The following is a 24845-nucleotide window of genomic DNA, read 5'->3' on the forward strand; positions in this document are numbered from 1 at the left end:
CTACCTCGTTTATTTTTATAACACCCCTTGAGGTCCAAAAAACTCATAATGGATCCTTTCTTTTGGAACTGCCCATTCTAGAAGCATATGATTAACAGCTCTCATAAATCCTTCTGGTCCACAGAAATAAAACTCTGCGTTATCAGGGGCCACGGTCTTGAGCCATTCAAGGGTAATATAACCTTCTCTTGCATATAGTCCCTGTTTTGTATCTTCCTCACTCGGCATTTCATAAATGAGGTGAGCTGTCCCCGGCTGTGCTTCTTCTATCTCCTTTTTAAACGCATGTACACTGCCATTGCGCGCTGCATGAATGAAGTGAACCTTTCTCTCCGGTTGTTTTTCCTGAGCATAACGCCACATACTCAGCATAGGCGTCAATCCTACACCACCACTGATCAAGACAACTGGACGATGAGTATGGTCATCCAAGTGAAAGTCCCCAGCTGGAGCACTTACAGGAATAGAATCACCTGCTTTTACTTTATCATACAGCCAGGAAGATACTATACCATCCGGTTTCCCCACAGGTCCATGTTCCCTTTTCACACTAATTCTGTAATAAGGCTTTCCTGGAGCATCTGAAAGGCTGTATTGTCTCAAGTGGTCATAAGATTCTCCAGGGATCTCTGCCTTAATCGTCAAGTACTGACCGGGTTTATAAACTGGCAGTTCCCCGCCATCTTTCGGCTCAAGATAAAAAGAGGTAATTTCATCACTCTCTTCTACCTTATCTGTTACTTTAAATAGACGGTACCCCGTCCAGCCTCCTTTTTGCTGCTCTGCTTGTTGATACATCCCCTTTTCGACACCGATAAAGGCATCAGCAATGACACCGTAAGCATTGCCCCAGGCGGTTATAATATCGTCTGTAGCTGCATCTCCCAGCACTTCTTTAATTGCCTTTAGCAAATACTCTCCAACGATTGGGTAATGTTCTGGCTGTACATTTAAACTGCGGTGTTTTTCTGCAATTTGCTTTACTCGTGGCAGAATCACTTCCAGCTGATCAATATACTGTGCAGCCGCATAAACCGTATTCGCTAGCGCTCTCGGTTGATCACCAGCACGCTGGTGTGTTTGGTTGAAGATATTTTTCAATTCAGGATGATCTTCAAATAAACGCTGATAAAAATGAGTCGTGATGGCTTCTCCATGCTTCTCTAAGACTGGTACTGTCGCTTTTACCGTTTCAATTGTTTTCTTATCGAGTGTTTCAGTAGTCTGGGTAGACATCCTCAAAACTCCTTTATTGATGTATTTTATATACATCTTTATTATAGGGAATGGAGACTTATAAAAGCAATATTATAAATACACCTTTTGTGACAAAAACGGAAACATTCTCCACTTAAGACAGACTGGTTGGTTTATGATAAGATAGAAAAAAACAAGAATGAGGGTTAGCTTTCATGCGACTGAAGAAATATACAGATTATGCCTTGAGAGTTCTGATTTTTACAGCGTCCAAACGTGAAGGAGAGCTTGCCAACAAAAAGGAAATCTCTGAAGTATTCCATATTTCCGAAAACCATTTAGGAAAAATCATTCATGAATTGAACAAGTTGGAGTTGATCGATACTATACGTGGCCGTTCAGGCGGAATTAGATTGGCTAAAGACCCGGAGGAAATTAATTTGGGCAGTGTAGTCCGATCTATGGAAGATGATTTCCACTTACTAGAATGCTTTGACTGCGCCACGAACTATTGCGTCATCACTCCTGCCTGTAAGCTGAAGGGTGTATTACACGAAGCCTTACGAGCATTTTGGGAAGTATTAGATAAATATACACTCGACGACCTGTTAACAAACAAACAAGAGCTTAGAGATTTAATGGGCTTGAAATAAAAAATCCCGGGTGCTTTTCGCTTTGCCAAGAAAAGCATCCGGGGTTTTTTATTATATGAAATCATTGCATATTAAATATTGGAAGTATTCTTGAAGACTTGATTTCGAGATGTTTGTGGGTGCTTTGGGGGCTACGGGAAACGGTTCGCCCCTTACCTATATGTGTTTCTCGAAATCACGAGTTCAAAACTGCCCTATGTGGCGGAAGAATCAAGCTTTAACGTCGTAGTTATAACATTTACAGCACCCAAAAGCTCCTCTCCTGTGAAGGTAGTTTCTAGCAACTCTCTATCGTATGGTGGGCGGGAAAGCGAGCCGTTTTCCCACCCACCATCCTCTCAAACAAAAGTCTCGAAACTATGTCTTCAAGAACAGGGAGCTTTAGTGGGGGAGTAGACATAAAAAACCCTTGATAGCTCCTAAGAAGCCATCAAGGGTTTTGTCGACGCTACTATTACTCTGTAGTGTAAGGAAGTAGGGCCATTTGACGAGCGCGTTTGATCGCTTTCGTCAATTTACGCTGATATTTTGCAGAAGTTCCTGTTACTCGACGAGGAAGAATTTTTCCACGGTCAGAGACGAAACGTTTTAGCAAATCAACATCTTTAAAGTCGATGTGTGTGATTCCGTTAGCTGTGAAGAAACACACCTTTTTACGTTTTCCGCGTCCACGACGTGCCATGTAGCATTCACTCCTTCCTATTTAGAATGGTAAATCATCATCTGATATATCGATTGGCTCCCCATTATCTGCGAATGGGTCGTCATTTCGTTGGTTGTTGTTATTAGAACCGAAGTTGTTTCCTGATGGTTGTTGATTCTGATTTGGCTGGTATCCTGAACCTCCACGGTTTCCTCCGCCTTGGGAAGCACCTTTGGACTCTAGGAATTGGACGCTATCTGCAACAACTTCTGTTACAAATACACGCTTGCCTTCTTGGTTATCAAAGCTGCGGGACTGTAAGCGTCCGTCGACTCCGACGAGGCTTCCTTTACTCATAAAGTTAGCTAAGTTCTCAGCCGCTCTTCTCCAAACAACACAGTTAAGGAAATCAGCATCGCGATCTCCTGAGTTACTTGAAAAAGGACGGTTCACGGCAATTGTGAAGTTGGCGACAGCTACTCCATTTGGCGTATAGCGTAAATCAGGATCCTTCGTCAATCTGCCGACTAAAACGACACGATTTAACATCAGAACCACCCCTTATTTGTCATCTTCGCGTACAGCGATGTGGCGGATAATATCATCCGTGAACTTCGCTTGACGGTCGAATTCATTGATCGCGTCACGTGTACCTGTGAAGTCGATCGTTACATAGATCCCATCACGGTAGTCGTTAATTTCGTAAGCAAGACGACGCTTGCCAACTTCTTTAACTTCTTCGATCTCCGCTCCGTTATCTGTAAGGATTTTGCTGAAACGATCTTTGACAGATGTTTTGGCTTCCTCCTCGATGTCTGGGCGGATGATATACATGATTTCGTATTTTCTACTCATCCGTTTTCACCTCCTTATGGACTTGACGGCTCCTTTTTTATCAAAAGGAGCAAGGAGTAATTCGTTTAATTACTCACAATAAAGTATTGTATCAAACTTGTCCAAGATTTACAACCTTTTAAACGGAAGGATCCTTCGCTTATACGTTGAAACGGAAATGGATGACATCTCCATCTCGTACCAAATACTCTTTACCTTCTAAACGGACACGCCCGCGATCTCGAGCTACCCCCATGGAACCAGCATCAACGAGGTCATCATAAGAAACTGTCTCTGCACGGATGAACCCTCGCTCAAAATCAGTATGAATGATACCGGCAGCTTGTGGAGCGGTCATACCTTCTTTGAATGTCCAGGCCCGCACTTCCTGCTCACCAGCAGTGAAGTATGTGGCGAGACCCAATAAATTGTATGTTGCTTTGATTAGTTGATCGAGACCGGACTCTTCAATTCCTAAATCCTCAAGGAATTCATCTTTTTCATCTCCCTCAAGCTCAGCAATTTCAGATTCGATTTTCGCACAAACAACAATCACTTCCGCGTTTTCCTGTGCTGCGAATTCACGAATTTGTTTCACTTTATCGTTATCCGCTTCACCGATTTCATCTTCACTGACATTAGCGACATAGAGGATCGGCTTTGAAGTCAATAAATGGAGACCTTTGACGATTTTCTGTTGATCACTGCTGAACTCAACGGCACGCGCTGGGGTTTCTTCTTCCAATGCTTCCTTCAGTTTTTCAAGGACCGCATACTCTGCAACAGCTTCTTTATCTTTTTGACGGGCCATTTTAGCGACACGATCCATCCGCTTTGAGACGGTTTCAAGGTCGGCTAGAATAAGCTCCAGGTTGATGGTTTCAATATCAGTTATCGGGTCGACTTGACCGGAAACGTGGGTGATATTTTCATCTTCGAAAGCACGGACCACGTGACAGATTGCATCCACTTGGCGTATATGGGATAAAAACTGGTTCCCAAGTCCTTCGCCTTTACTAGCGCCTTTGACGATTCCTGCGATATCTGTAAATTCAAATGCTGTCGGGACTGTTTTCTTCGGGTTCACAAGCTCAGTCAACTTTTCTAGTCTACTATCCGGAACTTCCACGATCCCGACGTTCGGATCGATTGTGGCGAACGGATAGTTGGCAGACAAAGCGCCTGCTTGTGTAATTGCGTTAAATAGCGTAGATTTCCCTACGTTCGGCAAACCTACGATTCCTGCTGTTAGTGCCATATGAGACTTTCACTCCTTAAGGATTTACATACATGCATGTTAGTCCACTTAATTATAGATTCTGTACTTAAAAATAACAACCTATGCAAAAAGGAGAAAGCATCTGCTTTTTCTCCTAAAAAACTCCTTTTTCTACATTAACAAATTCAATAGTTATTGAAAAAAAGGAGAAAAACATTAATTTTATTACATTTTTCTAATGATTTTCTTTAGTATCAATACGAGTTCAAGAGAAAAAATCCCCTTCCAATATATTAGAAGGGGAAGGGGTTATTCGCTTGTTTCAAGCACTTTCTTCATTTTTGTTTCAAACTTGCGGCGAGGGACCAGTACACTATGTCCGCAACCTTCACATTTAATTCGGATATCTGCGCCCATTCGGATGATTTTCCAACGGTTCTCTCCGCAAGGGTGAGGTTTTTTCATTTGAACCACATCGTTCAGTTCATAAGATTTTTCAGCCATCAGGAAGCCCCTCCTTGTTTTTCGTCATTAACTTCAACGTTCGCAGCTTCATCACGTGAGTACATAACCATGCGTGGAAATGGAATTTCAATTCCTTCTGCATCCAGCCTGTTTTTCACTTCTTTCCTTATCACCCGTGCCATCGCCCAGTGCTCCATAGGAGGCACTTCGCAAATAATACGCATGACTACATCCGATGCACCGAGAGTTTGAATCCCCAGCAATTCTGGAACATTCAACATCGACTCATATCGTGCTGGAAGCTCTTGGAGCAGTTCAGAGATGACTTTTTCCGCCGCATCTATATCTTCCTCATAAGCGATGCTTACATCAACGAAAGCAACACTATTATGCATGGAGAAATTCGTCACTTGGGTCACATTCCCATTCGGAAGGATGTGTACCTCGCCTGTCCATGCTTTCACTTTTGTTGTCCTAAGGCCCACTTCTTCGACGAAGCCTTCTACACCGGATGTTTGGATATAATCCCCCACGGAAAATTGATCTTCAAAGATAATGAAAAAACCGGAAATGATATCACGTACGAGGTTCTGTGCCCCGAAACCGATCGCAAGACCAGCGACACCAGCCCCTGCCAGCAATGCGCCTACTTCGAAGTTGAATGTTTCTAAAATCATAATAAAGGCCATAAAGTACACGACATAAGTCAGCGTATTAAGGACTAGCTTATTGAGTGTCGCTTCCCGGCGTTGTGTGATTCGAAAAGGTCCTCTTCTTTTATTGGCGAAAAATTGGGTGATCACCCGTCTTGCAATTCGAATGATGAGAAAAGAGACCAATAAAATGAGAACAATCCGGATCGCTCCACCAGCCACCTGGAACCACAACTCTGGATCTACCACATATTCCACGATTTCGTCCCATTTAGTTTTCGCTTCCTCTACAGCGTTGTTTGTAGCATCGGTCACCACTTTCCCTCCTGTACGACTATGAATATGATAATCATTTTAACAGGTTTCTAGCGAATTTTGAATCGGGAAAGAATGGGGTATAGAAGAAGAGAAACCAATACATATAAATTCAAGACACCGTAAAGCGGATACAAATATTCGATTAAAGTCGAAAAACCGAAAGAAGTGAAAGGGAGCATGATAGCAATGACAGCCATGGCCAAAATCCATAATGGCTGTCTCACATATTCCCTGAACCTCGTAACCAATCCGAGCGTTCCAGAAGCAGCCGTCGTGAAGATTGCAATCCATAGCATCAAAGACATGAACAACATCATCTCATACGGATAATGTTTCAAAATCGCGAAAAGGGGGATTTCATACAAAATGATATCTTCAGAGATTTGGATGAGGCTATTGTTATAAAGGTAAGATACAGATCCAAGAATCATACCACTGCCGACACTCGCAATCCAGATTTCCCCCTTATGACGTACTTGATTGCCTATCGCCCCAAGAACAGCGATCAACGGCAAAATATTTAGGGCTGTAAATGGAAAAGCTGCCATCCAGTTACTCATCTCATGAAAATGTCCAAACAAAGACAATTCTTGATCCCTTATGAATAATATCAACACAAACAAGAGGCCTGAGATCAGTAAAGGAAGGACAAAACTGTTTACGATGACGATTCCTTTGACATCCCATACAAAAAGGAGGATGAGCGGTATGATAATCGCAAGGACCCCCAACCGGTAAGAGAAGTTGAACGCTTGCCACGTTGCTCCGCTACCTGCCAGCATGATTACGGTCGTTGTAAAAAGATAAATGATGATCATCCAGTCATATACTGCAGTCAAATGTTTGCCAACCAGTGTCCGGAGAACAGGCAAATAGTGCCCGGTTTGTTTCTTGTAACTGATATCAAGAATGGCCTTACAGCATAGGGTGAACATCAATGAAAATAAAAGAATTGCCAAGCTGCTATCATCACCAAAAAACTGCCACAGTTCTCTTCCGGAAGCATATCCTGCTCCGATCATCGTCCCTATAATCAAGAACATCCACTTGAACCCTGCTTTTAACATGACCGTTCCTCCACATCTATGTATTTGTCACGTATAGAACCGCGGACAACCTTATATACTGTTACTACTATGTGTCTGGAGGAGAAGCTATGAATTTCAAGGACAAGTTTTCTAAAGAGGAAAAGCGCGTCAGCACCGATGATCCAGCAATGAGTGATATATTGAGCACCTACTTACAGGAGTGGCTTCCCCCTTCAAAGGATATCGTTGTCACCTGTATCGGTACGGATCGTTCCACTGGGGATGCTTTCGGCCCATTGGTTGGCTCGATGCTCCAGGACCAATCCCTTGAAACCTTTCATATATACGGGACGCTTGAGGAACCTTTACATGCTCTGAATTTGAAGGAGAGGTTGGCTGCTATCAGGAAAAACCACCCGAACCCCTATATACTTGCTATTGATGCATGTCTCGGTAAATCAACTTCTGTCGGTTCCGTCGTTTTAGGGAAAGGAGCTCTTAATCCTGGTTCGGCATTAAAAAAAGACCTCCCGCCTGTAGGTCAACTACATATCAGCGGAATGGTCAATGTCAGTGGTTTCATGGAGCATGTCGTTTTGCAAAACACGAGACTGCATGTGGTCATGCAAATGGCTGCTAAAGTTGCTGCTGCCATACAATTATCAGAAGCGAAACGGAAACAAGTGAATTTAGAAAGTTCTCCCTATCAGACGTTTACGGCGAACATGCCTCCTGTCAAAAAGGGGATTCGATAAGTCAGAACCATTGGGATACAGCCAGTACAATACCTACCATCAATAAAGAAGGCAACAAGTTGGCCACCCTGATTTTTGTCAATTTCAGAAGGTTCAAGCCGATGGCAACGATCAGTAATCCTCCTGTCGCCGTCATTTCGACAATGAATAAATCAAGCATTGTTTGCGGAATCCAATTATTGATTTGAGTGGCTAGAAGGGCAATCGAACCTTCATAGAGGACGACAGGGATAACAGAAAAAATAACTCCTATACCCAGGGTCGAAGTGAGAACAAGGGAAACGAATCCATCAATGATCGCCTTTGTAATCAACACTTCATGATCGTTCCTCAGACCGCTATCGAGCGCTCCTATAACAGATAGGGCCCCAATCACAAAAATCAAAGATGCAGTGATGAAACCCTGGGCGATACTCGATGTCTGATCCGGCTTCGTGAATTTCTTTTCGACCCAGCGTCCTATGTATTCAAGCTTGGCTTCCAGATGCACCGCCTCACCGATAATCGCTCCTGTCAATAAACTGAGAAGCACAATGACGATGTTTTCTGTTTCAAAGGCCATCTGCAACCCGATCAACATGACAGCAAGCCCGACCCCGCTCATGACCGTTTCTTTATACCTCTCTGGGATTTTTGTGAAGAATAATCCTAACAATGTACCAACAAATATACATAAGCCATTGATTAATGTACCAAATAACACCATACCATTCTCTCCATTACCGTCTTATCGTATTGATTCTTTTTTCCATCTTTACTTTTCCCATCACAGGGGAGGGGACCTTTACAAAAAAATACCCAGAGACCTCAGACTCTGATTTTCACTCTTTTTTACCAAACATATCGATAATACGCTCTAAATCTTGCTCATTCGTGAATTCAATCTCGATTTTTCCTTTACGTTTTCCTTTATGGATCTTCACACTTGTGCCTAACCGTTCTTTCAAATTCTCTTCCCGCTCTTGCAGGAAGATATCCTTTGTTTTTTTCTCTTTCTTTTTAGGTTTCTTTTCATTTATTTCTTTAATGATGGTTTCCACCTGGCGGACATTGAGCGAGTCTCTTTCAATCCGCTTCACGAGGTTCATTTGTTCATCCCTATCTTTCAATCCGAGTAGGGCACGGCCGTGTCCCATAGATAGTTTTCCTGTATTGATTTTCTCTACCACCACATTCGGTAAAGTCAATAGTCGAATTAAATTCGAAATATGAGACCTGCTTTTACCAAGGCGCTGGGAAAGGACATCCTGGGTCACGCCAAGTTCTTTCATCAATTTTTCATAGGATCTCGCTTCTTCAATAGGAGTAAGGTCCTCTCGTTGCAAGTTCTCAAGTAAAGCAAGCTCCATCATCTCTTCATCCGTCAGTTCCTTCACAATAGCGGGAACTTGGGCAAGCCCCGCTTTTTGAGCAGCCCGGAACCTTCGTTCTCCGACAACAATCTCAAAACCTTTAATGCTCCCCCTTACAATAAGGGGCTGAAGGATACCATGTTTCTCAATGGACTGCGCTAATTCGGCAAGCGTTTCGTCATCGAATTGCTCCCGCGGTTGATAAGGGTTGGGCCTACAATCTTTAATCGCTACATGGGTGATATCATCATCTGAAGTTTTATTATTGAAAAAAGCGCGTAAAGGTTCCTTTCCTTTGTCACCTAACCCTTTCGCCATTCACAATCACTTCCTTTGCTAAATCTAAATATACTTCCGCTCCCCGGGACTTCGCATCATATATTATAACGGGTCTGCCATGGCTGGGGGCTTCACTTAAACGGATATTTCGGGGAATGATAGAGCGGTAAACCCTGTCCTGGAAATATTTCTTCACTTCATCGATGACCTGGATACCAAGGTTTGTCCGGGCATCCAACATTGTCATAAGAACACCTTCGATCATCAGTTGGTTATTCAAGTGCTTTTGTACGAGGCGGATCGTATTCAACAACTGACTCAGACCTTCAAGAGCATAATATTCGCATTGAACAGGAATCAAAACGGAATCCGATGCTGTTAAGGAATTAAGGGTCAAGAGCCCAAGGGATGGGGGGCAATCAATGATGATATAATCATACTCCCCCTTGATTTGGTCGAGCGATTTCTTCAATTTTACTTCCCGGGAAATAGTGGGGGCAAGTTCGATTTCTGCTCCCGCCAATTGAATCGTTGCTGGTATTGCATCCAGGTTGTTCACAATTGTTCCCGTCCGGACATTTTCCGCCGCTACATCATCAACGAGGATGTTATATATACACTGGTCCATATCACCCTTTTCCACTCCAACCCCACTTGTCGCATTTCCTTGAGGATCGATATCCACTAACAATACCTTATAGGCCAAATGAGCTAAACATGCGCTTAAATTAACAGCTGTCGTCGTCTTTCCGACGCCACCTTTTTGATTCGCGATAGAAATCACTTTCCCCATGATGCCACCTGCCTCTTTTCTTTTCTACCATTCTACCATTCCATTCAAAGGATTAGGTCAAAAGACACAAAAAAAGCGCATGTGCCCTGGGAGACACGACACGCATAAGCAAAACGGCTGGAGGAAGGTGATCTTCCCTGCCGAAATACGGATGCTTATGTCGCGATTGACTGGGAGTTGGAGCTAGACGATAAAAAGCGCCACGGGTCTTGCACACCGCCGACGAGCTTAAAAAAAGTCCCATCTCCACAAATGTCAAGATGGGTTGTTCAAGCTATGACTTTTTCTTTGGAATCTTTATGGTGATTTGATAATAATCATCATGGTCTTCTTCGTCTGTTTCTAAGTCGACACCTGTATCCGATACCATTGTCAGAGATTGGCGGATTGTATTCATTGCAATTCGCATATCTTTATTAACGCCTTTTATTTTCGGCTTTTTCTTCTTAGGTTTCGGATCACTCAGTTTAGCAATACGCTCTTCCGTCTGTTTTACATTCAACTGCTTTTCAATTATTTCCGCTAGCACTTTTTCTTGCATTTCCGGGTCTTTGAGACCGATCAAAGCACGCGCGTGTCGCTCTGTAATTTTTTTATCCATAATTGCCTGCTGTACAGTTTCAGGCAATTTTAACAACCGAAGCTTGTTCGCAATCGTCGATTGACTTTTTCCTAACCGTTGGGCCAATGCCTCTTGTGTAATTTGATGAAGTTCCAGCAGCCTTGCATAAGCTAACGCCTCTTCGATCACAGTCAGTTCTTCCCGCTGCAAGTTTTCAATAAGAGCAACAGACGCTGTCTGCGAATCATTCATATCACGGATGATCGCAGGGATTGTTTGCCAGTCCAAAGATTGGACCGCTCGCCACCTACGTTCACCGGCAATCAATTCATACTCTTCTTCATTTAACCGACGGAGAACGATCGGCTGAATCATCCCATGCGTATGTATCGTCTGGGCGAGTTCGCTAATCTTCTCGTTGTTGAAAACCGCTCGAGGTTGGTAACGGTTGGGCTGTACCTGTTCGACAGGAACTTGTACAACTTCATCGGGGTTGTAGCCTTCTTCTCCACTGTTGTCATTTTCAGAATCCGGTTTGTCCCCAAGCCCGAACAAACGACCAAAAGGATGTAACACGATCAGACACCACCTTTATACGATCGAGCATACGCTGTTTTTATTGTATATACCCTATATTTTGAAACATAAAAAGCGCCGCAGGCTATTAAGCTGCTGCGCGTACGTATGCCGTTTTCATTTCTCTATTCATTTTATCACATTTAATCTATGAAAAGTATCTTCAAGAATTAAGAATTACCTGCCAGTTTTGTCGAAATCATTCTTCCGCATTAGGGAGAACCGTGATTTCCTGCCATTTGTCGGGGTCTGTTTGATGGCTTCTTATGACAAATACAGTCGATAAATTTCCTATATTCCATAAGTTTCCTGGTTAATTTGATTTAAAAAATGGTTGGAGGAATGACTTGCTTTCTGAGGGCGTTTAATGGACTTCCTCGAACTTTGCTCTGTAGGGTCCCCGGACGAGTCTCTCTCCCCCTATGGAGAATTTTATTGAGTTAAAAAAGCAGGGGAAAGTGAGGGATATGAATAAATTGTATAGTTGGAATAATTTATTAGGAGGAAATTCATATGCAAAAAAATTCTGCAAAATTTTCCAATCGACAAACAGGGGGGAGAGCTTCTTAGAATAACAGGCGCTTAACCTCCTGCTTATATCGGATTATATTTTCGCAGGAGGAAAAAATTTTGAAAAAGAATACCTTAGCATCCCATAATATATGTATTTTATTTTGGGGAGAATTGTTTGGAAGCATCCGATTCATCCAGCCAGTTTTGACACTTTTTTATTTCGCTCGCGGCCTTGATGAATCAATGATTTTAATCGTTATGACTTTTTTCAGTATAGGAGTTCTGTTCGGTGAAATTCCAACAGGGGTCCTCGCTGATCTTTTCGGGGCTAAACGAGCCTTTCTCATTGGTTCTATCCTAAGCATTGTAGCGCATACTCTCCTAATTATCGCCTTCGATCCGTGGTTATTTTTCTTAAGCAGTTTTCTGACCGGGTTTGCAGCAACGTTTTTCAGTGGCGCTGACGAAGCGCTCATTTATGAGTCATTGAAACTGAGCAAGGAAGAAAACTTAATGGATCGAGCGATGGGACAGATAAGCTCTGCAAGGTTCATCATATCCATATTTGTCGTCATTATCGGGGCCTTACTGGCAAATGAGTTGACGGAGCATCAATTTCGTTTACTTCTTATACTCGGAGTCTGCTTTATGACGGTTCAATTCATTTTAATCCTCTTCATTAAGAATCCGCCTAATCAAGAGGGGAGCAGGACATCGGTAATCCAGCAAGTTGTTGAGGGATACGTGGCCATTAGAAAGATGCCTCAAGTTCTTTGGATGTTCATGAATATTTCGCTTGTCTTTATACCGGCGGTCGCTATTTTCGAAAAGTTTGATCAGAAGTTACTCGTCGATGCAGGTCTACCCGTATATGGAATCGGCATGGTCTATGCCCTTACAGCTATGATCGGATTTATTGCAGCACGAGCGATCGGTTGGATGACGAAGAAAATCGATCGTGTCCATCTGCTGAACCTGACTGGGTTATTAGCCGTTTTCGCTTTAACAGCCACCGCTTTCTTCCATACGTCGCTATGGATTATATTAGGAGCCATGGTTTTACTCAAACTCGTCAGTGCTATTCGTTATCCTGTTTATTCCCAGCTGGCAAACAATATCATTCCTTCAAATGTGAGGGCCACCACGATTTCTTTGCTCTCCATATTGGATTCATGCTTTGACCTGCTCATCTTTACAACTCTCAGTGGGATAGCATCCGTGGGTCTTCTATGGATGTTCCTTACATGCGCGATTATCGCAATGATTGGCACATCGATTCCCATCCGGAAATAATAAAGGTATCATACAAAAGCTTCTATTCCAGATAGGAGCTTTTGTTGTTTCACATGAAACGTTTCACACTTGTTTTACCAACCCATAAACATCGATATCCTTATATTCTCCCCAATGGTAGATGTCTTGTTTTAATGTGCCTTCATAAGTGAGTCCGGCTTTTTCCATCACTTTTGTCGATGCAGGATTTGTCGAAATAGCTGCAGACCAAATGCGATGCAAGTTCAATTCTTCCAATCCAAATTCAACGATCCGTTTAGCTGCCTCTGAAGCGAAACCCTTGTTCCAGTATTGTTTTCCCACCCAATAAGCGAGCTCCCCTTTATTATTTTTGGAATCCACCCTTAATGTCATCGTCCCGATCAACTCTTCCGTCTCCTTTAAAATCATAGACATCGGAAAAGCGTTTTTATTATCGATCCATGCCTGATGAGCAGCAATCCACTGTTCTGCAATCTCCAGAGTGTAAGGGTGCGGAACAAAAGTAGTAGCCGCTACGTCTTCATCCCCGGCTAATTCGACCACCCGCTCCGCCAAATCCTTTGTGTAAGGTTTCAAAACCAGACGATTTGTATGTAATTCCATGACCGTACCTCCTTAACTGTTATTCTTTGTTATTTCTAGCTCTATGAGTTCAAACCCTTTTTTCAAACGGGGGCTTCCATAATAAAAGTCGATATTTGTGGAAAAATGATTTTGAGTAAGAAATGGAAAGCGAATGTTTTGTTAATAACTTTAAAAAGCAGGTGACACATGGATATGGAAAACAATTATAAAGCGGGGGACATCGTGTATGTGGTTTACCGAAACCCACACACCTATGACGTGGCGAATGTACAAGAGGCAGCCGTCGTCCACAACCCGGAATATCCCGGGGAACTGGCGTTATTTTTATATGAAACCTATTTTCCACTAGATGATAACATCGCCATCTACGCGTCAGAGGGGGAAGCAGAGCGAGCGTATAACGATACTTTCGGTGGGGCTGCAGAATCGGAGGGAGAGCTTTGGTAAAACCATTTGTACCTGAACTTGTCTATATTGAACCAAGAGCCCTGGAATTTCCCTTAGGCCGTGAATTAAAGGAGAAATTTGAAGGGATGGGCATCGAAATCCGAGAGACCACATCGCACAATCAAGTCCGTAACCTTCCAGGAGAGAACGATTTTCAAAAGTACCGGATTGCCAAATCCACTCTAGTCGTTGGTGTAAGGAAAACTTTGAAATTCGACACATCCAAGCCGTCTGCAGAGTATGCAATCCCTCTCGCGACTGGTTGTATGGGGCATTGCCACTACTGTTATTTGCAGACAACGATGGGAAGTAAACCATATATCCGGACGTATGTGAATGCGGAAGAAGTATTCGACGCCGCTGAACAGTATATGAAAGAGCGAGCACCTGAGGAAACACGCTTTGAAGCTTCCTGTACCTCAGACATTGTCGGAATCGATCACTTGACCCACTCCCTGAAGAGGGCGATTGAATACTTTGGAGAATCGGAATATGGCAGGCTTCGTTTTGTGACAAAATTCGCCCATGTCGATCATCTACTTGATGCCAAACACAACGGCCGGACAAGGTTCCGCTTCAGTATGAATGCTGATTATGTAATCAAATACTTAGAACCAGGGACTTCCCGACTGGATGACAGAATCGAAGCCGCAGCTAAAGTAGCAAAAGCAGGCTACCCTTTAGGTTTCATCATCGCTCCTATTTATTTGTATGAAGATTGGAAAGAAGGATATCGCATTCTTTTTGAAAAACTGCAAGCCAAATTACCAGATTATGCGACAAAGGATTTAACTTTCGAATTGATTCAACACCGTTTTACCAAACCAGCCAAACGTGTCATCCAAAAGAATTACCCGATGACGAAACTTGAAATGGATGAAGAAAAACGTAAATACAAATGGGGGAAATATGGAATTGGAAAATATGTCTATCAAAAAGATGAACAAGAAGAAATGAAGGATGTATTAGGAGGCTATATCAATCAATACTTCCCCGAAGCAAGTTTGGAATATTTCACGTGAAACAAAACAGGCGTTCAAATCGCCTCTTTTGTTTTTTATGTGAGGGAGAATATTTCCATTGAGGTTCACAAACACTAGAAAGAAGAGAAGGAGGTTCCCTATGGCTTTTACACTATTTTTCTTCGGCTCCTGGCTAGTGTTAACACTGTTTACCATTATACCAAAGAAACTAGCCTTTACTGAAAATACGTTTGTGTTTTTAATTCTCCTTGTGATCAGTATTAACTGGACATGGATTATTTACGAAGAGTTTAAATTCATCGAATCCACGGAAACGCCTATGGATTATGCAGCCTTTTTGATGTTCAGAAGTATAATCATCCCGATAGTGATCATCACTCAATTGAATATATCAGCATTAGCCCGGTCAAGAACCCTTTCTTTATGGACGATAGTTTTATCGACTGCGTGCTTGCTTCTGTTCACATTTTTTTCCCTTCACTTCGGAATGATCAAATATGTGAATTGGAACATCGCTTACGATGCTCTATACTATTTGGCTCTCCATGGAATTGCATATGTTACGTTGAAAATATTCCAAACCATTCAAATGAATGAGGTTAATGACTTATGAATATATGGAAAAACTTTGATGTAAACGAAATATCGATCCTCATCATGCTTATCGCTTCTTATGCTCTTATCTATTTCCTCCCAAGAAAATATAAGAGAGATATCGCTCTGTTATTTTTATTTTTCGGGTTTACCATCGGGGTTGTTTTCGACTTTACCATCGGAGGCGGGATCATTGACTTTTATACATTAAATGATTCGGAAAGGTATGAGCTGTTCGACTTTTTCTACTATTTGCTTTTCGCACCGTTCAGCTACTTATTTGTCTACTTATATGATACTTTCCATATCAGCAAGAAAACTTTCATTGTGTACATTATAGCATGGGCATTACTTGGTGTAGGAATGCAATGGGTGTTTACTTTAATAAATATTATCGAATTCAAGAAGGACTACCGGGTTCCTTACTCCTTTGCAATATTCCTTATAACACAAACGATAACAGCACTCTATTATGAGAATGTAGCTTCAAAGAGACAGATTCTTCGTAGACCAAAAAGAAACACGCGCATGGACTCCTGATGCACGTGTTTCTTTTTGGTTTTTCATTTTGCTTCGAAGGGCTTTCCATTACCGGGAATCCATTATGGCTTTAAAACCGGGATCACATAAACTCGGGGAGGATCTTAACCGGTAAGTTGTTGAGGCATCGTGGTCTACGGGAACCCTCTTAACAAGATCAAATTCTCTATCCTATTGTTTGATATGATTGGCGTCTTGCTTTCTTTCCCTGCTCTCTTGGGACAGCGGGGAAAAGGAGGAGGCTCCTCTACCCACATTGCCATCTTAAGTACAGTTCCTGAATTGGTAAGAAAGCTTTTGGCACCAAGAATTTCTCTTAGGAGAATATCCCGTATTCCGTAATCTCTACATTAATTTTCACATTGACTTTAAGGTCAGAATAATTATCCTTCCATTTGGTGAGGTCAAAATTCCTTTTTCTTGTTTTCGCAAAGTTCCCTAACCCAAGTGGATCGATTTCCTTCTCTTTGAACATTTGTATCAACTCATCGGCGTTTTTTTCGAAAAAATCGACAGATGCTTTTTCAATTTCTTTAGCTAAAGCAGGGGTTGCCTCTCTATTGATACCGACCATTTCATTGACTTCCGCTTTGAGATCGATCTTGATATCAAATTCGGGATCATCCACTGTCCCTTTCATTTCGTAATTAACACTCGATCCAATATTATCCAACATAATGGTTCCACCTTCGAAGTTAATCTTCTGCATCCCCCTTTTAAAGTTTTCCTTAAGCATTCTAAATGGAAAGCTCTTGGATTCGGGGATGGTACCGACTACGGCCCCTCCTTTGAAAAAAGCGAGACCGTCAAGTTCAACTGTGGAGTCCTTTGGAATAATAATCGGAAGGAAGGGATCCATCCCTTCAGCATAATAAGAATAAAGGAATCTATGGAGATTCGTTTTCGGGAAGTTATATTGAGTATTAGTATCAATCAGGCCCTTTAAGTGTCTGGATGATGTAGATTCCTGGGAAGAGGAAGGTTTACTTTCAATCACATCTTTCGTGTCACCGTCGACAATTCCCAGGAACATGTTACGGCTGATTCGCGGATCTCGACTTAAAATATCGATGATATCCGATATCCCCTCCTCAGCCAGTTCCATGCTGTAAAGAGTGACTGACAGTTTTCCGATAGAAATCGGTTTGGAAGACTGCTTCTGAATTTCTTCTTCCACTTCTTTTACCCCGTCGGCGCTTGCAGTCAAATAAACTTCGGTTGCAGGTGACCCCTCCCCACTGCCTTCATATTGGGGAATCGACACGGTTCCTCTGATTCGCTTATTTTCCCCTTTGTCATACCCTGCCATTTGGATGATGGCATTCTCCTCTACACTACTATGGTCTATACATCCTGACAAAAGTGACACTGCAATTAGGGAAACAAGAAAAATTTTAGCCTTCACGTTTCTTCCTCACTTTATCTGAGATAGTTTTAAGCACAAGCAAGACGGGGATATAAAGTAAAACATAAAAGCCAGCTTGACCAGAAAGATTATTCACCGCATCAATGACTGGGCGACCTTCTAGTATTGCAGCAGGGAAGAAAAGCACAAGGATGAACGCAATCAGTACATATTTCTGTTTAATATTGAACAGGCGTTTCGGAATCCTTGTCGCCCCCCATAAACCAAGACAAATATTCGGCAGGATGACATACAGCCACATCGCAATTCCCACGTATTCAAACCGTTCAATAAAAGGGAACTCGACGATTTTCCAAGCTGAAATGGTACCCCATAAAACCTGTTTCAGTTGTTCTTCACTAAAATAAACAAATGTAACGATTAAACTGATCAAGTAGATCATCGTCGTGTAAAAAACTGCAAAGTGCGCCCATTTCTTCGACTTAGCAGGATTTTTTATAAACGGGTAATAGATCAACAGAAATTCCAGACCGATAAAGCTCAAAATGCTTTGTTTTGTTGCTGCCAGGATGTCTGTAACGCTATGACTGATCACCGGATATACATTCAGCGAATGACCGGCCTGGACGGGGAAGTATTTCAACAGTAAAAGCGGTAGTCCGATGAAAACACTGATCAGACATACCCCTGTGATCACCCGGAAGCCCCCCGAAACAAGATAGTAAACAAGGGAAAGGAGGACGAATACGAATATCCAAACCTGCAGACTTGGAAACACCCATACTTTAATGACCTCTATGAATGTGATAATGACAGTAAAGGTTAATAGAAGGAAATACAAACTAAAAACCAGGCTTAAGAAGCCACCGATATACTTCCCAAAAACATTCTTATGAATTTGGACAATATCACCGCCTCCGTTTTGAAGGAGGCGATAGATCATCCAAAGAATAAGGTGCAGAAATACTCCGGCAATCAATATAGAAATCCACGCGTCGTACCCGGCTTTTTCCACCAGGTATTTTTCAAATCCAAGGATCCCAACCCCGATTTGCATACTATGAATCAAAAAAAACACATACATCGGGGTCACTAAATAATTCTCTGGAATATCCAAGCTATTCGTGTTGTTAAGTTTATTCATCAATATCCCTCTTTGCATTCGCACGGGATGCATCCATCCGTTGAGAATCTTTGGTACGCATCAAAGTCGGTCGTTCCGTCTGCTTACTGAAAGGTAACCGGACAAATGAGTCTTTTAAGTCATGGACTCGTAGTGGATAGATCGGTTCGAAAAATGGACGGCCGATGGATTGTAGTTTGACCAGATGGCCGATGAAGAAAACCATACACATGGACACGCCGATCAATCCCCACATTTGTGCCCCAATGATAAACGGAAACCGGATCAAGCGAATGGTATTACCAATCTGATAAATAGGGGTCGTAAAGGAGGCAAGTGCGCTTAATGCGACGATAATCAATAACACATTACTCGTCAGACCTGCATCTACGGCTGCTGTTCCGATAACGATACCACCAACGATACCGATCGTTTGCCCGATTTTCGTCGGAAGTCTTGCTCCTGCTTCCCTCAATAATTCGATCGTCAATTCTAATACAATGACTTCTAATATCGGTGGAAACGGGATGTCAGCTCTGGAAGATACGATCGTTGCCATCAATTCACCAGGGATCATCTCATGGTGATAAGTGAGTACAGCAACATAAAGAGGCGTACTCAAAACCGAGAAAATGACCGCAAATAATCGAATCAATCGAAAGACCGTCGCTAAATGCCACGGAACAAAATAATCATCAGAAGCACCAAAAAGCTCAACAACCGTTGTGGGACACGTCAACGCATGTGGTGCACCATCAGCCATGATAGCAACTTTTCCTTCAATCAAGTTTGACACGACCCTGTCCGGGCGTTCGGTATCAAGAAATTGCGGAAAAGGAGAATTAGAGTTATCGGCAAGAATTTGTGAAATGAATGAGCTGTCAATTAACTGGTCGAATTCAATATCTTCTAAACGTTGGGTTACAGTTTCGACATTTTTCGGATCTACCACCCCATCCACAAAGATAACCGCCACACGTGTCTTCGTTACCTTCCCAATAGTGAGTTCTTTAATTGTCAACTGTGGCAAGGGGAGGCGTTTTCGAATGAGATTGATGTTCGTATTAAGGGTTTCTACAAAGGCCTCTTTGGGTCCGACAACACTGAATTCAACTTCAGGAATGCTGACCTGTCTTGCTTCAAGTGAAACAGCCGGGATAAGAAGTACCTCTTTAGCAGAGTTACTAAGCTGGATCATAATATACCCGAACATCACTTTCTCTTGAATAAGATCGATATCCTCCGTCACAGTCATATTTTCTACGGGTATATTTTGCTTGATCTCCTCTATACTTTGAAAAATCCCATCGTTAAGTATTGGAAGCACGCTTCGATTCAGGATTTTCGAATCACTCATCGTTTTTATATATGAAATCGTGCACTCATTTTCCCCACCAAGACTATAGCAAACAAAGTCCTCTGAATTTTGCAAGGATTGAATGAACTCCGTCAGGGATTTTTTTTGCTTTGATTTCTGCTGTGTTTGCTCCGTGGAGCTTTTCTCTTTCCTTTTCCACTTCCACATGATGAACCCCACTTCTGGTGTGACTTCTATTTATTATCATCCACATACTGTAATAATTTATACCTTGTTGGAAACTATAAAAAGGCAAGGAGGTTTCGTATGATTTATGCCTATATATCTCCGTTACTTATTGTCACCCTTATATTGGTATCCACCATTTTCATCATCGATTGGCTAACCAAAGTATTGATCTATATATTCCTAGTGAATTTGATGGTTCTGCCTGGGCTCCTTCTATTCATTGAAGAAGCTAAAGATAAAAAGTTGAGGCAACCGTCGATAAAGCCGTCAATAACTAAGGAGGAAAAACAAGATGTCGAGAAAAATGTTAACAGCTAATGAAATCGGCCTGCTCTGGACGCAATATATTCAGAACAGCATGGCGGTTCCACTGCTGGAATATTTCAAGTTGACTAATGAAGATAAGACACTGGAACCCATCATTAATTTAGCAAGGGATATTGCAGAGGAGGGTGTTCAGCAATGCCAGGCATTTTTTGATGAAGCGGACCTCTCCGTTCCCTATGGTTATAGCCTAGATGATATGAATCCGAATGCTCACAGGCTTTTTACAGAAGCTTTTATGCTAGCTTTTATCGAACATATGGGGAAAGTAGGTCTTACTTCTGATGGTTTATCCTTAGGTACATCAGCAAGGGAGGATGTGCGGAATTTTTTCACGGAGAGAATGAATAAGCAAGATCAACTTTACAACCTTTGCGTCAATACCGCCATGGAACAGGGATTTTATACATCGGCACCACAAATCGAGGTGGAAAATAACGTTGAATTTATTGAAGGAAAAGGATACTTTCATCCTTTTAGCAAACGTTCTTTAAATACTATCGAAATTCTGCACTTATATGAAAATGCAAAAAACAATTACCTCGGCGAAGCGGTTTGTCAGGCTTTCGCTCAAACAAGCAAAAACAAAACCGTAAAAAATTTCATGGTGAAGGGGAAGAATATATCCACCAAACATAGGAAGATCTTCACAAAAATCCTGGATCAATCAGGCATTGTTACACCTAGCCATTCTTCCAACTATTTGACCAACAATACAGACCCAGTATTTTCTGACCGATTGATGATGTACATGATGAATGTCTTTGTTACAGCCGGTCATGCGAATTATGCGAATGGGGCGACACATAGTTTGCGCTACGATATCGTCTATACTTATCATCGGTTGTCTGTCGATACGGCTGTTTTCTCTAAAAATGGGCTCGACATCATGATTCACAATGGCTGGTTTGAAGAACCCCCTCAAGCTCCAGATAAGCAAAAACTCATCCAATAATATTTAGCGGAAGAGGAATCGATATGAAGGAAAAAAAACTAGAAATTTTATTATGGAGCATAGCCTTCCCCGGGTTCGGACAGATCTTAAATGGTCAGGTCCTCAAAGGGCTTGCCTTTATCCTGTTAGAAGTGATTATCAACCTCAACAGCTCCTTTAATATGGCTATAATTCATAGCTTCACAGGGAATATCAACGAAGCAATTGAAGTGACGAACTATCAATGGCTCATGTTCTACCCGTGTGTGTACATGTTCGCTGTTTGGGATGCCTACCGTCATGCGGATGGTGAGTGCGGACCTTATATATTTGTTCCATTCGCCTTTTCCGCGTACACCGTTACGGTCGGCCTCATCTATTCGCCTGTTTTCAAGGTGGGAGGAATGCTGATTGGCCCGGTTTGGCTCCCGATTCTTTTCTTATTGCCAGGAATCTTAATCGGTCTTTATTTAAGAAAAATCTTCATCCGCCCTTCAAAGAGTTCCATGTCATAATTCATGGAATTCTTTTTTTGTTTGTTTGATTCTCCCCAAAAGGTGGAATGAGTTCATAAAATCCTAATTGAGGAGGAACTTACAGTTATGACAAGATATAATCGTCAAACAGATGGACAACCAGCTCAAGAACAGAAAAAACAACCAGGCATGGAAGGACCTATGACTCCGAGCCCTTTACAGGCAGATGAAGATTACCAAAGTGGAAATAAACTATCAGGTAAAGTTGCGCTTATCACTGGCGGAGATAGCGGGATTGGACGATCTGTCGCAATCGGTTATGCGAAAGAAGGCGCAGATGTGGCCATTTCCTACTTAGAAGAGCATGAAGATGCGGAACTCACAAAAAGTAAAATTGAAGCGGAAGGGCGACGGGCGATTTTAATCCCAGGTGACGTCGGCGATGAAGAGGTTAGTAAAGAAGCAGTAGAAAGGACTGTCCAAGAACTAGGGCAGTTGGACATCCTCGTCAACAATGCGGCAGAACAGCATCCGACTGATGATATTCTCAATATTTCTACAGAACAGTTGGAGAGCACGTTCAAAACGAATATCTACTCCATGTTTCATTTAACAAAAGCTGCCATCCCTCATATGAAAAAAGGAAGTACAATCATCAACACTGCGTCCATTAATCCTTATATCGGAAACCCGGAGCTTGTTGATTATACCGCTTCTAAAGGGGCAGTGGTCGGCTTTACCCGTTCCATGGCTAAACAATTAGTAGACAAAGGAATCCGTGTGAATGGAATTGCTCCCGGACCTATCTGGACACCGCTCATCCCAGCTACATTTCCTGAAGAAGATGTAGAGGGATTCGGCACCAATACACCAATGGGTCGACCTGGTCAACCAGTGGAACATGTCGGAAGTTATGTATTGCTCGCATCTGATGATTCCACGTACATCACAGGACAATTTATTCACATTAATGGTGGCATGTATACATCCAGCTAAAAAGAGATATAAGCTGATGTCAGAAACTCTTTAAATTATAAGAAATCGTTAAAAGAAGACTTGCCGCTACATCCTGTTACCACCACCCCTTCACATTTAGCGGGAGAAAAGATGGGAAACAGGTCGATAATCTATTAAAAACCGGTATCACATTAAAGTGATACCGGTTTTCCTTATCTCCCCATCCAACCACCATCTACGGCTAGTTGATGACCATGTACATAATTTGAAGCATCCGATGCTAGAAAAATAGCTGCCCCTATAAAGTCTTCCGGTTTCCCCCAATCACCGGCTGGAATACGATCGAGGATTTGTTGATTCCGATTTTCATCATTAATCAAAGCAGTGTTCATGTCTGTCGCTATATAGCCAGGTACGATACTATTGACATTCACTCCTTGGGACGCCCACTCATTGGATAAAGCTTTCGTCAGTTGAGATACTCCCCCTTTTGATGCCGCATAAGCAGGTACACGGATTCCGCCCTGGTAAGATAATAAAGAAGCAAAGTTGATAATTTTCCCGCCTTGATTCGGAACCATAAAACGTCCGGCTTGTTGACAAAGGATCCACGTCGTCTTCAAGTTGATATTGATGACTTCGTCCCAATCTTCTTCTGAAAAATCGACAGCATCAGACCGTCTCTGAATGCCGGCCGCATTTACTAATATATCCACTTTCCCAAAGTTTTCGACCACCTTAGGGATAGCTTCTTTTACCTGGTCTGTGTCTTTAAGATCACAATCAATAATGTGACATGTCCTACCCAATTCTTCAATTTCCTCTTTCACATCAAGCTGTGAAGGGTTTCGTTGCAGTAATGCTATATCTGCTCCAGCTTCTGCTAACCCTAGAGCAACAGAACGGCCTATTCCTCTAGTCCCCCCTGTAACTGCAGCTATCTTTCCGTCTAATTGAAATAAATGATTTGCCATGATAATCCCCTTTCTTGATGTTAAAAACCTTTCAATAAAAAAACGCTTTCACATAACACATTCTTCATAGGGTTTGGAATATCCTTTCTAATAAGAAATATATTTTATGAAATTAATTTTCATAGCTATGAAAAAAGATATGTTCTGCATGAATGCCTTCTTCACTCAGCGTCAATTTTCCAAAAGAATATACAGGCAATCGTCGTTTATCGGTGAGGGAACCGGGATTGAATAGTAAAGTTTTCTTGAAGTAGCGGAGGACAGGGATATGGGAATGACCATAAATAAGGATATCGACAGGATTCTCTTCAAACGTCTCAAGTGCCCGTTTTTCCGTCGTTTTCTTTGCCCCGTGTCCATGGACGATTCCGATCACATACCCTTTCCAATTCAACTGCTTTTTATATGGGAAACGTCTCCGCACCTCTTCACCATCTACATTTCCATATACACCATAAACAGGTGCATAATCTTTCAACTTCTCATAAAGATCTATCGTCTGCCAATCGCCTGCATGGATAATCGCATCCGCATCCCCTAACTCTTCCAAGAAACGTTCGGGGAGTACCTTAGACTTTTTAGGCATATGGGTATCAGATACAACAATGATTTTCAACGCCCTTCCTCCTCTTCGTATTCAATATAAGCTCCCTATTCCTTGAGACTCACTTTCGAGATAATCCGGGGATTCGTTTGCCATATTAGGAGTCAGGGGTGTTTGGGAAGCTACTAGCTTTCCTGTGGGGGAGCGCCGAGCTTCCCAATCACCCCATCCGATGGTAGTGAGAAACGAACCCCTCTACTAAGATGGGATGTCCCCCTCTCACTCATAAGTAGATATAAAGCGCTATATATCAAGCTTTCACGCATAAAATGACCAT

The 24845-nt window shown here is 42.3% G+C and carries 29 protein-coding genes; 11 read left to right on the plus strand and 18 right to left on the minus strand.

The features are described 5' to 3' along the window. Positions 1-15 precede the first annotated feature (15 nt). A complete protein-coding gene (gene hmpA / locus BMZ58_RS13365) occupies positions 16-1236 on the minus strand; it encodes an NO-inducible flavohemoprotein (RefSeq protein WP_075037060.1) in 1221 nt (406 codons plus the stop codon). A 176-nt stretch (positions 1237-1412) separates the two neighbouring features. Between hmpA and BMZ58_RS13370 the strand changes: the two genes are divergently transcribed. Beyond that, a complete protein-coding gene (locus BMZ58_RS13370) occupies positions 1413-1850 on the plus strand; it encodes an Rrf2 family transcriptional regulator (RefSeq protein WP_075037061.1) in 438 nt (145 codons plus the stop codon). A gap of 454 nt (positions 1851-2304) precedes the next feature. Here the strand turns inward: BMZ58_RS13370 and rpsR are convergent, their stop codons facing one another. The 7 genes from rpsR to BMZ58_RS13405 all read right to left on the minus strand — a co-directional run bounded on the left by rpsR (position 2305) and on the right by BMZ58_RS13405 (position 7049). Beyond that, positions 2305-2532: a 30S ribosomal protein S18 gene (gene rpsR / locus BMZ58_RS13375; protein WP_035507315.1), complete on the minus strand. Its 228-nt coding sequence runs from the start codon at positions 2530-2532 to the stop codon at positions 2305-2307. A 21-nt stretch (positions 2533-2553) separates the two neighbouring features. Further along, positions 2554-3042, minus strand: a complete 489-nt coding sequence (gene ssb, locus BMZ58_RS13380; RefSeq protein ID WP_075037062.1) for a single-stranded DNA-binding protein — start codon at positions 3040-3042, stop codon at positions 2554-2556. 12 nt (positions 3043-3054) lie between these two features. Beyond that, entirely contained in the window at positions 3055-3348 is a 294-nt protein-coding gene (gene rpsF / locus BMZ58_RS13385) for a 30S ribosomal protein S6 (protein ID WP_075037063.1), read from the minus strand. A gap of 139 nt (positions 3349-3487) precedes the next feature. Then, positions 3488-4585: a redox-regulated ATPase YchF gene (ychF, locus tag BMZ58_RS13390; protein WP_075037064.1), complete on the minus strand. Its 1098-nt coding sequence runs from the start codon at positions 4583-4585 to the stop codon at positions 3488-3490. Between the two features lie 270 nt (positions 4586-4855). Beyond that, entirely contained in the window at positions 4856-5050 is a 195-nt protein-coding gene (locus tag BMZ58_RS13395; RefSeq protein ID WP_075037065.1) for a DUF951 domain-containing protein, read from the minus strand. After that, on the minus strand, positions 5050-5979 hold the full coding sequence (locus BMZ58_RS13400; protein WP_075037066.1) for a mechanosensitive ion channel family protein: 930 nt from the start codon (positions 5977-5979) through the stop codon (positions 5050-5052). Before BMZ58_RS13400 ends, BMZ58_RS13395 begins: the two co-directional genes overlap by 1 nt. 50 nt (positions 5980-6029) lie before the next feature. Next, the gene (locus tag BMZ58_RS13405) at positions 6030-7049 is read right to left on the minus strand and encodes a YkvI family membrane protein (protein WP_075037067.1); all 1020 of its coding nucleotides are present in this window, start codon (positions 7047-7049) and stop codon (positions 6030-6032) included. Between the two features lie 89 nt (positions 7050-7138). Between BMZ58_RS13405 and yyaC the strand changes: the two genes are divergently transcribed. After that, on the plus strand, positions 7139-7765 hold the full coding sequence (yyaC, locus tag BMZ58_RS13410; protein WP_075037068.1) for a spore protease YyaC: 627 nt from the start codon (positions 7139-7141) through the stop codon (positions 7763-7765). Between the two features lies 1 nt (position 7766). Here the strand turns inward: yyaC and BMZ58_RS13415 are convergent, their stop codons facing one another. The 4 genes from BMZ58_RS13415 to noc form a co-directional block, all read right to left on the minus strand. Further along, positions 7767-8471: a DUF554 domain-containing protein gene (locus tag BMZ58_RS13415; RefSeq protein WP_075037069.1), complete on the minus strand. Its 705-nt coding sequence runs from the start codon at positions 8469-8471 to the stop codon at positions 7767-7769. Positions 8472-8586: 115 nt separating this feature from the next. Further along, positions 8587-9435, minus strand: a complete 849-nt coding sequence (locus tag BMZ58_RS13420; RefSeq protein ID WP_075037070.1) for a ParB/RepB/Spo0J family partition protein — start codon at positions 9433-9435, stop codon at positions 8587-8589. Continuing rightward, complete coding sequence (locus tag BMZ58_RS13425; protein ID WP_075037071.1) at positions 9416-10189, minus strand: ParA family protein; 774 nt, start codon at positions 10187-10189, stop codon at positions 9416-9418. Before BMZ58_RS13425 ends, BMZ58_RS13420 begins: the two co-directional genes overlap by 20 nt. Before the next feature lie 274 nt (positions 10190-10463). Beyond that, positions 10464-11327 carry a nucleoid occlusion protein gene (gene noc, locus BMZ58_RS13430; protein WP_075037072.1) on the minus strand — a complete coding sequence of 288 codons (864 nt, stop codon included), beginning with the start codon at positions 11325-11327 and terminating at the stop codon, positions 10464-10466. A gap of 630 nt (positions 11328-11957) precedes the next feature. Here noc and BMZ58_RS13435 point away from each other — a divergent pair. Next, on the plus strand, positions 11958-13133 hold the full coding sequence (locus BMZ58_RS13435) for an MFS transporter (RefSeq protein WP_075037073.1): 1176 nt from the start codon (positions 11958-11960) through the stop codon (positions 13131-13133). A gap of 63 nt (positions 13134-13196) precedes the next feature. Here the strand turns inward: BMZ58_RS13435 and BMZ58_RS13440 are convergent, their stop codons facing one another. Further along, positions 13197-13718, minus strand: coding sequence for a GNAT family N-acetyltransferase (locus BMZ58_RS13440; protein ID WP_075037074.1), 522 nt, complete (start codon positions 13716-13718; stop codon positions 13197-13199). A 174-nt stretch (positions 13719-13892) separates the two neighbouring features. Between BMZ58_RS13440 and BMZ58_RS13445 the strand changes: the two genes are divergently transcribed. From BMZ58_RS13445 to BMZ58_RS13460, 4 genes are all read left to right on the plus strand, one after another. Beyond that, complete coding sequence (locus BMZ58_RS13445) at positions 13893-14147, plus strand: transcriptional regulator SplA domain-containing protein (protein ID WP_167360083.1); 255 nt, start codon at positions 13893-13895, stop codon at positions 14145-14147. Then, entirely contained in the window at positions 14141-15169 is a 1029-nt protein-coding gene (splB, locus tag BMZ58_RS13450) for a spore photoproduct lyase (RefSeq protein WP_075037076.1), read from the plus strand. Before BMZ58_RS13445 ends, splB begins: the two co-directional genes overlap by 7 nt. Positions 15170-15269: 100 nt before the next feature. After that, positions 15270-15743, plus strand: coding sequence for a hypothetical protein (locus BMZ58_RS13455; RefSeq protein ID WP_075037077.1), 474 nt, complete (start codon positions 15270-15272; stop codon positions 15741-15743). Further along, positions 15740-16264: a hypothetical protein gene (locus BMZ58_RS13460; RefSeq protein WP_075037078.1), complete on the plus strand. Its 525-nt coding sequence runs from the start codon at positions 15740-15742 to the stop codon at positions 16262-16264. The genes BMZ58_RS13455 and BMZ58_RS13460 overlap by 4 nt, the downstream gene beginning before the upstream one ends. 316 nt (positions 16265-16580) lie before the next feature. Here the strand turns inward: BMZ58_RS13460 and BMZ58_RS13465 are convergent, their stop codons facing one another. From BMZ58_RS13465 to BMZ58_RS13475, 3 genes are read right to left on the minus strand one after another with little or no spacing between them, the layout of a single operon-like run. After that, positions 16581-17669, minus strand: coding sequence for a Ger(x)C family spore germination protein (locus BMZ58_RS13465; protein WP_075037079.1), 1089 nt, complete (start codon positions 17667-17669; stop codon positions 16581-16583). After that, a complete protein-coding gene (locus tag BMZ58_RS13470; protein WP_075037080.1) occupies positions 17659-18774 on the minus strand; it encodes a GerAB/ArcD/ProY family transporter in 1116 nt (371 codons plus the stop codon). Before BMZ58_RS13470 ends, BMZ58_RS13465 begins: the two co-directional genes overlap by 11 nt. Beyond that, positions 18767-20278 (minus strand): spore germination protein, encoded by a 1512-nt coding sequence (locus BMZ58_RS13475; RefSeq protein ID WP_083412772.1) that lies wholly within the window; start codon positions 20276-20278, stop codon positions 18767-18769. Before BMZ58_RS13475 ends, BMZ58_RS13470 begins: the two co-directional genes overlap by 8 nt. Before the next feature lie 99 nt (positions 20279-20377). On the opposite strand from BMZ58_RS13475, the gene BMZ58_RS13480 reads away from it, so the two are divergent. The 4 genes from BMZ58_RS13480 (at position 20378) to BMZ58_RS13495 (ending at position 23029) form a co-directional block, all read left to right on the plus strand. Further along, on the plus strand, positions 20378-20617 hold the full coding sequence (locus BMZ58_RS13480) for a hypothetical protein (RefSeq protein WP_075037082.1): 240 nt from the start codon (positions 20378-20380) through the stop codon (positions 20615-20617). Next, a complete protein-coding gene (locus tag BMZ58_RS13485; protein ID WP_075037083.1) occupies positions 20592-21578 on the plus strand; it encodes a DUF3231 family protein in 987 nt (328 codons plus the stop codon). The genes BMZ58_RS13480 and BMZ58_RS13485 overlap by 26 nt, the downstream gene beginning before the upstream one ends. A gap of 23 nt (positions 21579-21601) precedes the next feature. Further along, complete coding sequence (locus BMZ58_RS13490; RefSeq protein ID WP_075037084.1) at positions 21602-22072, plus strand: hypothetical protein; 471 nt, start codon at positions 21602-21604, stop codon at positions 22070-22072. A gap of 87 nt (positions 22073-22159) precedes the next feature. Beyond that, complete coding sequence (locus tag BMZ58_RS13495) at positions 22160-23029, plus strand: SDR family oxidoreductase (protein ID WP_075037085.1); 870 nt, start codon at positions 22160-22162, stop codon at positions 23027-23029. Between the two features lie 173 nt (positions 23030-23202). Here the strand turns inward: BMZ58_RS13495 and BMZ58_RS13500 are convergent, their stop codons facing one another. Next, positions 23203-23964: a glucose 1-dehydrogenase gene (locus BMZ58_RS13500; RefSeq protein WP_075037086.1), complete on the minus strand. Its 762-nt coding sequence runs from the start codon at positions 23962-23964 to the stop codon at positions 23203-23205. A gap of 112 nt (positions 23965-24076) precedes the next feature. Continuing rightward, entirely contained in the window at positions 24077-24580 is a 504-nt protein-coding gene (locus BMZ58_RS13505) for a metallophosphoesterase family protein (RefSeq protein ID WP_075037087.1), read from the minus strand. Positions 24581-24845 lie beyond the last annotated feature (265 nt).

Source organism: Halobacillus dabanensis, from assembly GCF_900114165.1.
Classification (GTDB): domain Bacteria; phylum Bacillota; class Bacilli; order Bacillales; family Halobacillaceae; genus Halobacillus; species Halobacillus dabanensis.

Excerpts from the sequence above, each read along its gene's own strand:
- BMZ58_RS13370 (WP_075037061.1), top strand. The coding sequence starts at position 1,413 with ATGCGACTGAAGAAATATACAGATTATGCCTTGAGAGTTCTGATTTTT.
- BMZ58_RS13445 (WP_167360083.1), top strand. The coding sequence starts at position 13,893 with ATGGAAAACAATTATAAAGCGGGGGACATCGTGTATGTGGTTTACCGA.
- BMZ58_RS13415 (WP_075037069.1), bottom strand. The coding sequence starts at position 8,471 with ATGGTGTTATTTGGTACATTAATCAATGGCTTATGTATATTTGTTGGT.
- BMZ58_RS13420 (WP_075037070.1), bottom strand. The coding sequence starts at position 9,435 with ATGGCGAAAGGGTTAGGTGACAAAGGAAAGGAACCTTTACGCGCTTTT.
- BMZ58_RS13480 (WP_075037082.1), top strand. The coding sequence starts at position 20,378 with ATGATTTATGCCTATATATCTCCGTTACTTATTGTCACCCTTATATTG.
- BMZ58_RS13455 (WP_075037077.1), top strand. The coding sequence starts at position 15,270 with ATGGCTTTTACACTATTTTTCTTCGGCTCCTGGCTAGTGTTAACACTG.
- BMZ58_RS13395 (WP_075037065.1), bottom strand. The coding sequence starts at position 5,050 with ATGGCTGAAAAATCTTATGAACTGAACGATGTGGTTCAAATGAAAAAA.
- rpsR (WP_035507315.1), bottom strand. The coding sequence starts at position 2,532 with ATGGCACGTCGTGGACGCGGAAAACGTAAAAAGGTGTGTTTCTTCACA.
- BMZ58_RS13490 (WP_075037084.1), top strand. The coding sequence starts at position 21,602 with ATGAAGGAAAAAAAACTAGAAATTTTATTATGGAGCATAGCCTTCCCC.
- yyaC (WP_075037068.1), top strand. The coding sequence starts at position 7,139 with ATGAATTTCAAGGACAAGTTTTCTAAAGAGGAAAAGCGCGTCAGCACC.
- BMZ58_RS13405 (WP_075037067.1), bottom strand. The coding sequence starts at position 7,049 with ATGTTAAAAGCAGGGTTCAAGTGGATGTTCTTGATTATAGGGACGATG.
- BMZ58_RS13460 (WP_075037078.1), top strand. The coding sequence starts at position 15,740 with ATGAATATATGGAAAAACTTTGATGTAAACGAAATATCGATCCTCATC.
- BMZ58_RS13425 (WP_075037071.1), bottom strand. The coding sequence starts at position 10,189 with ATGGGGAAAGTGATTTCTATCGCGAATCAAAAAGGTGGCGTCGGAAAG.
- BMZ58_RS13470 (WP_075037080.1), bottom strand. The coding sequence starts at position 18,774 with ATGAATAAACTTAACAACACGAATAGCTTGGATATTCCAGAGAATTAT.
- ssb (WP_075037062.1), bottom strand. The coding sequence starts at position 3,042 with ATGTTAAATCGTGTCGTTTTAGTCGGCAGATTGACGAAGGATCCTGAT.
- ychF (WP_075037064.1), bottom strand. The coding sequence starts at position 4,585 with ATGGCACTAACAGCAGGAATCGTAGGTTTGCCGAACGTAGGGAAATCT.
- BMZ58_RS13500 (WP_075037086.1), bottom strand. The coding sequence starts at position 23,964 with ATGGCAAATCATTTATTTCAATTAGACGGAAAGATAGCTGCAGTTACA.
- BMZ58_RS13440 (WP_075037074.1), bottom strand. The coding sequence starts at position 13,718 with ATGGAATTACATACAAATCGTCTGGTTTTGAAACCTTACACAAAGGAT.
- BMZ58_RS13495 (WP_075037085.1), top strand. The coding sequence starts at position 22,160 with ATGACAAGATATAATCGTCAAACAGATGGACAACCAGCTCAAGAACAG.
- BMZ58_RS13485 (WP_075037083.1), top strand. The coding sequence starts at position 20,592 with ATGTCGAGAAAAATGTTAACAGCTAATGAAATCGGCCTGCTCTGGACG.
- hmpA (WP_075037060.1), bottom strand. The coding sequence starts at position 1,236 with ATGTCTACCCAGACTACTGAAACACTCGATAAGAAAACAATTGAAACG.
- rpsF (WP_075037063.1), bottom strand. The coding sequence starts at position 3,348 with ATGAGTAGAAAATACGAAATCATGTATATCATCCGCCCAGACATCGAG.
- BMZ58_RS13475 (WP_083412772.1), bottom strand. The coding sequence starts at position 20,278 with ATGTGGAAGTGGAAAAGGAAAGAGAAAAGCTCCACGGAGCAAACACAG.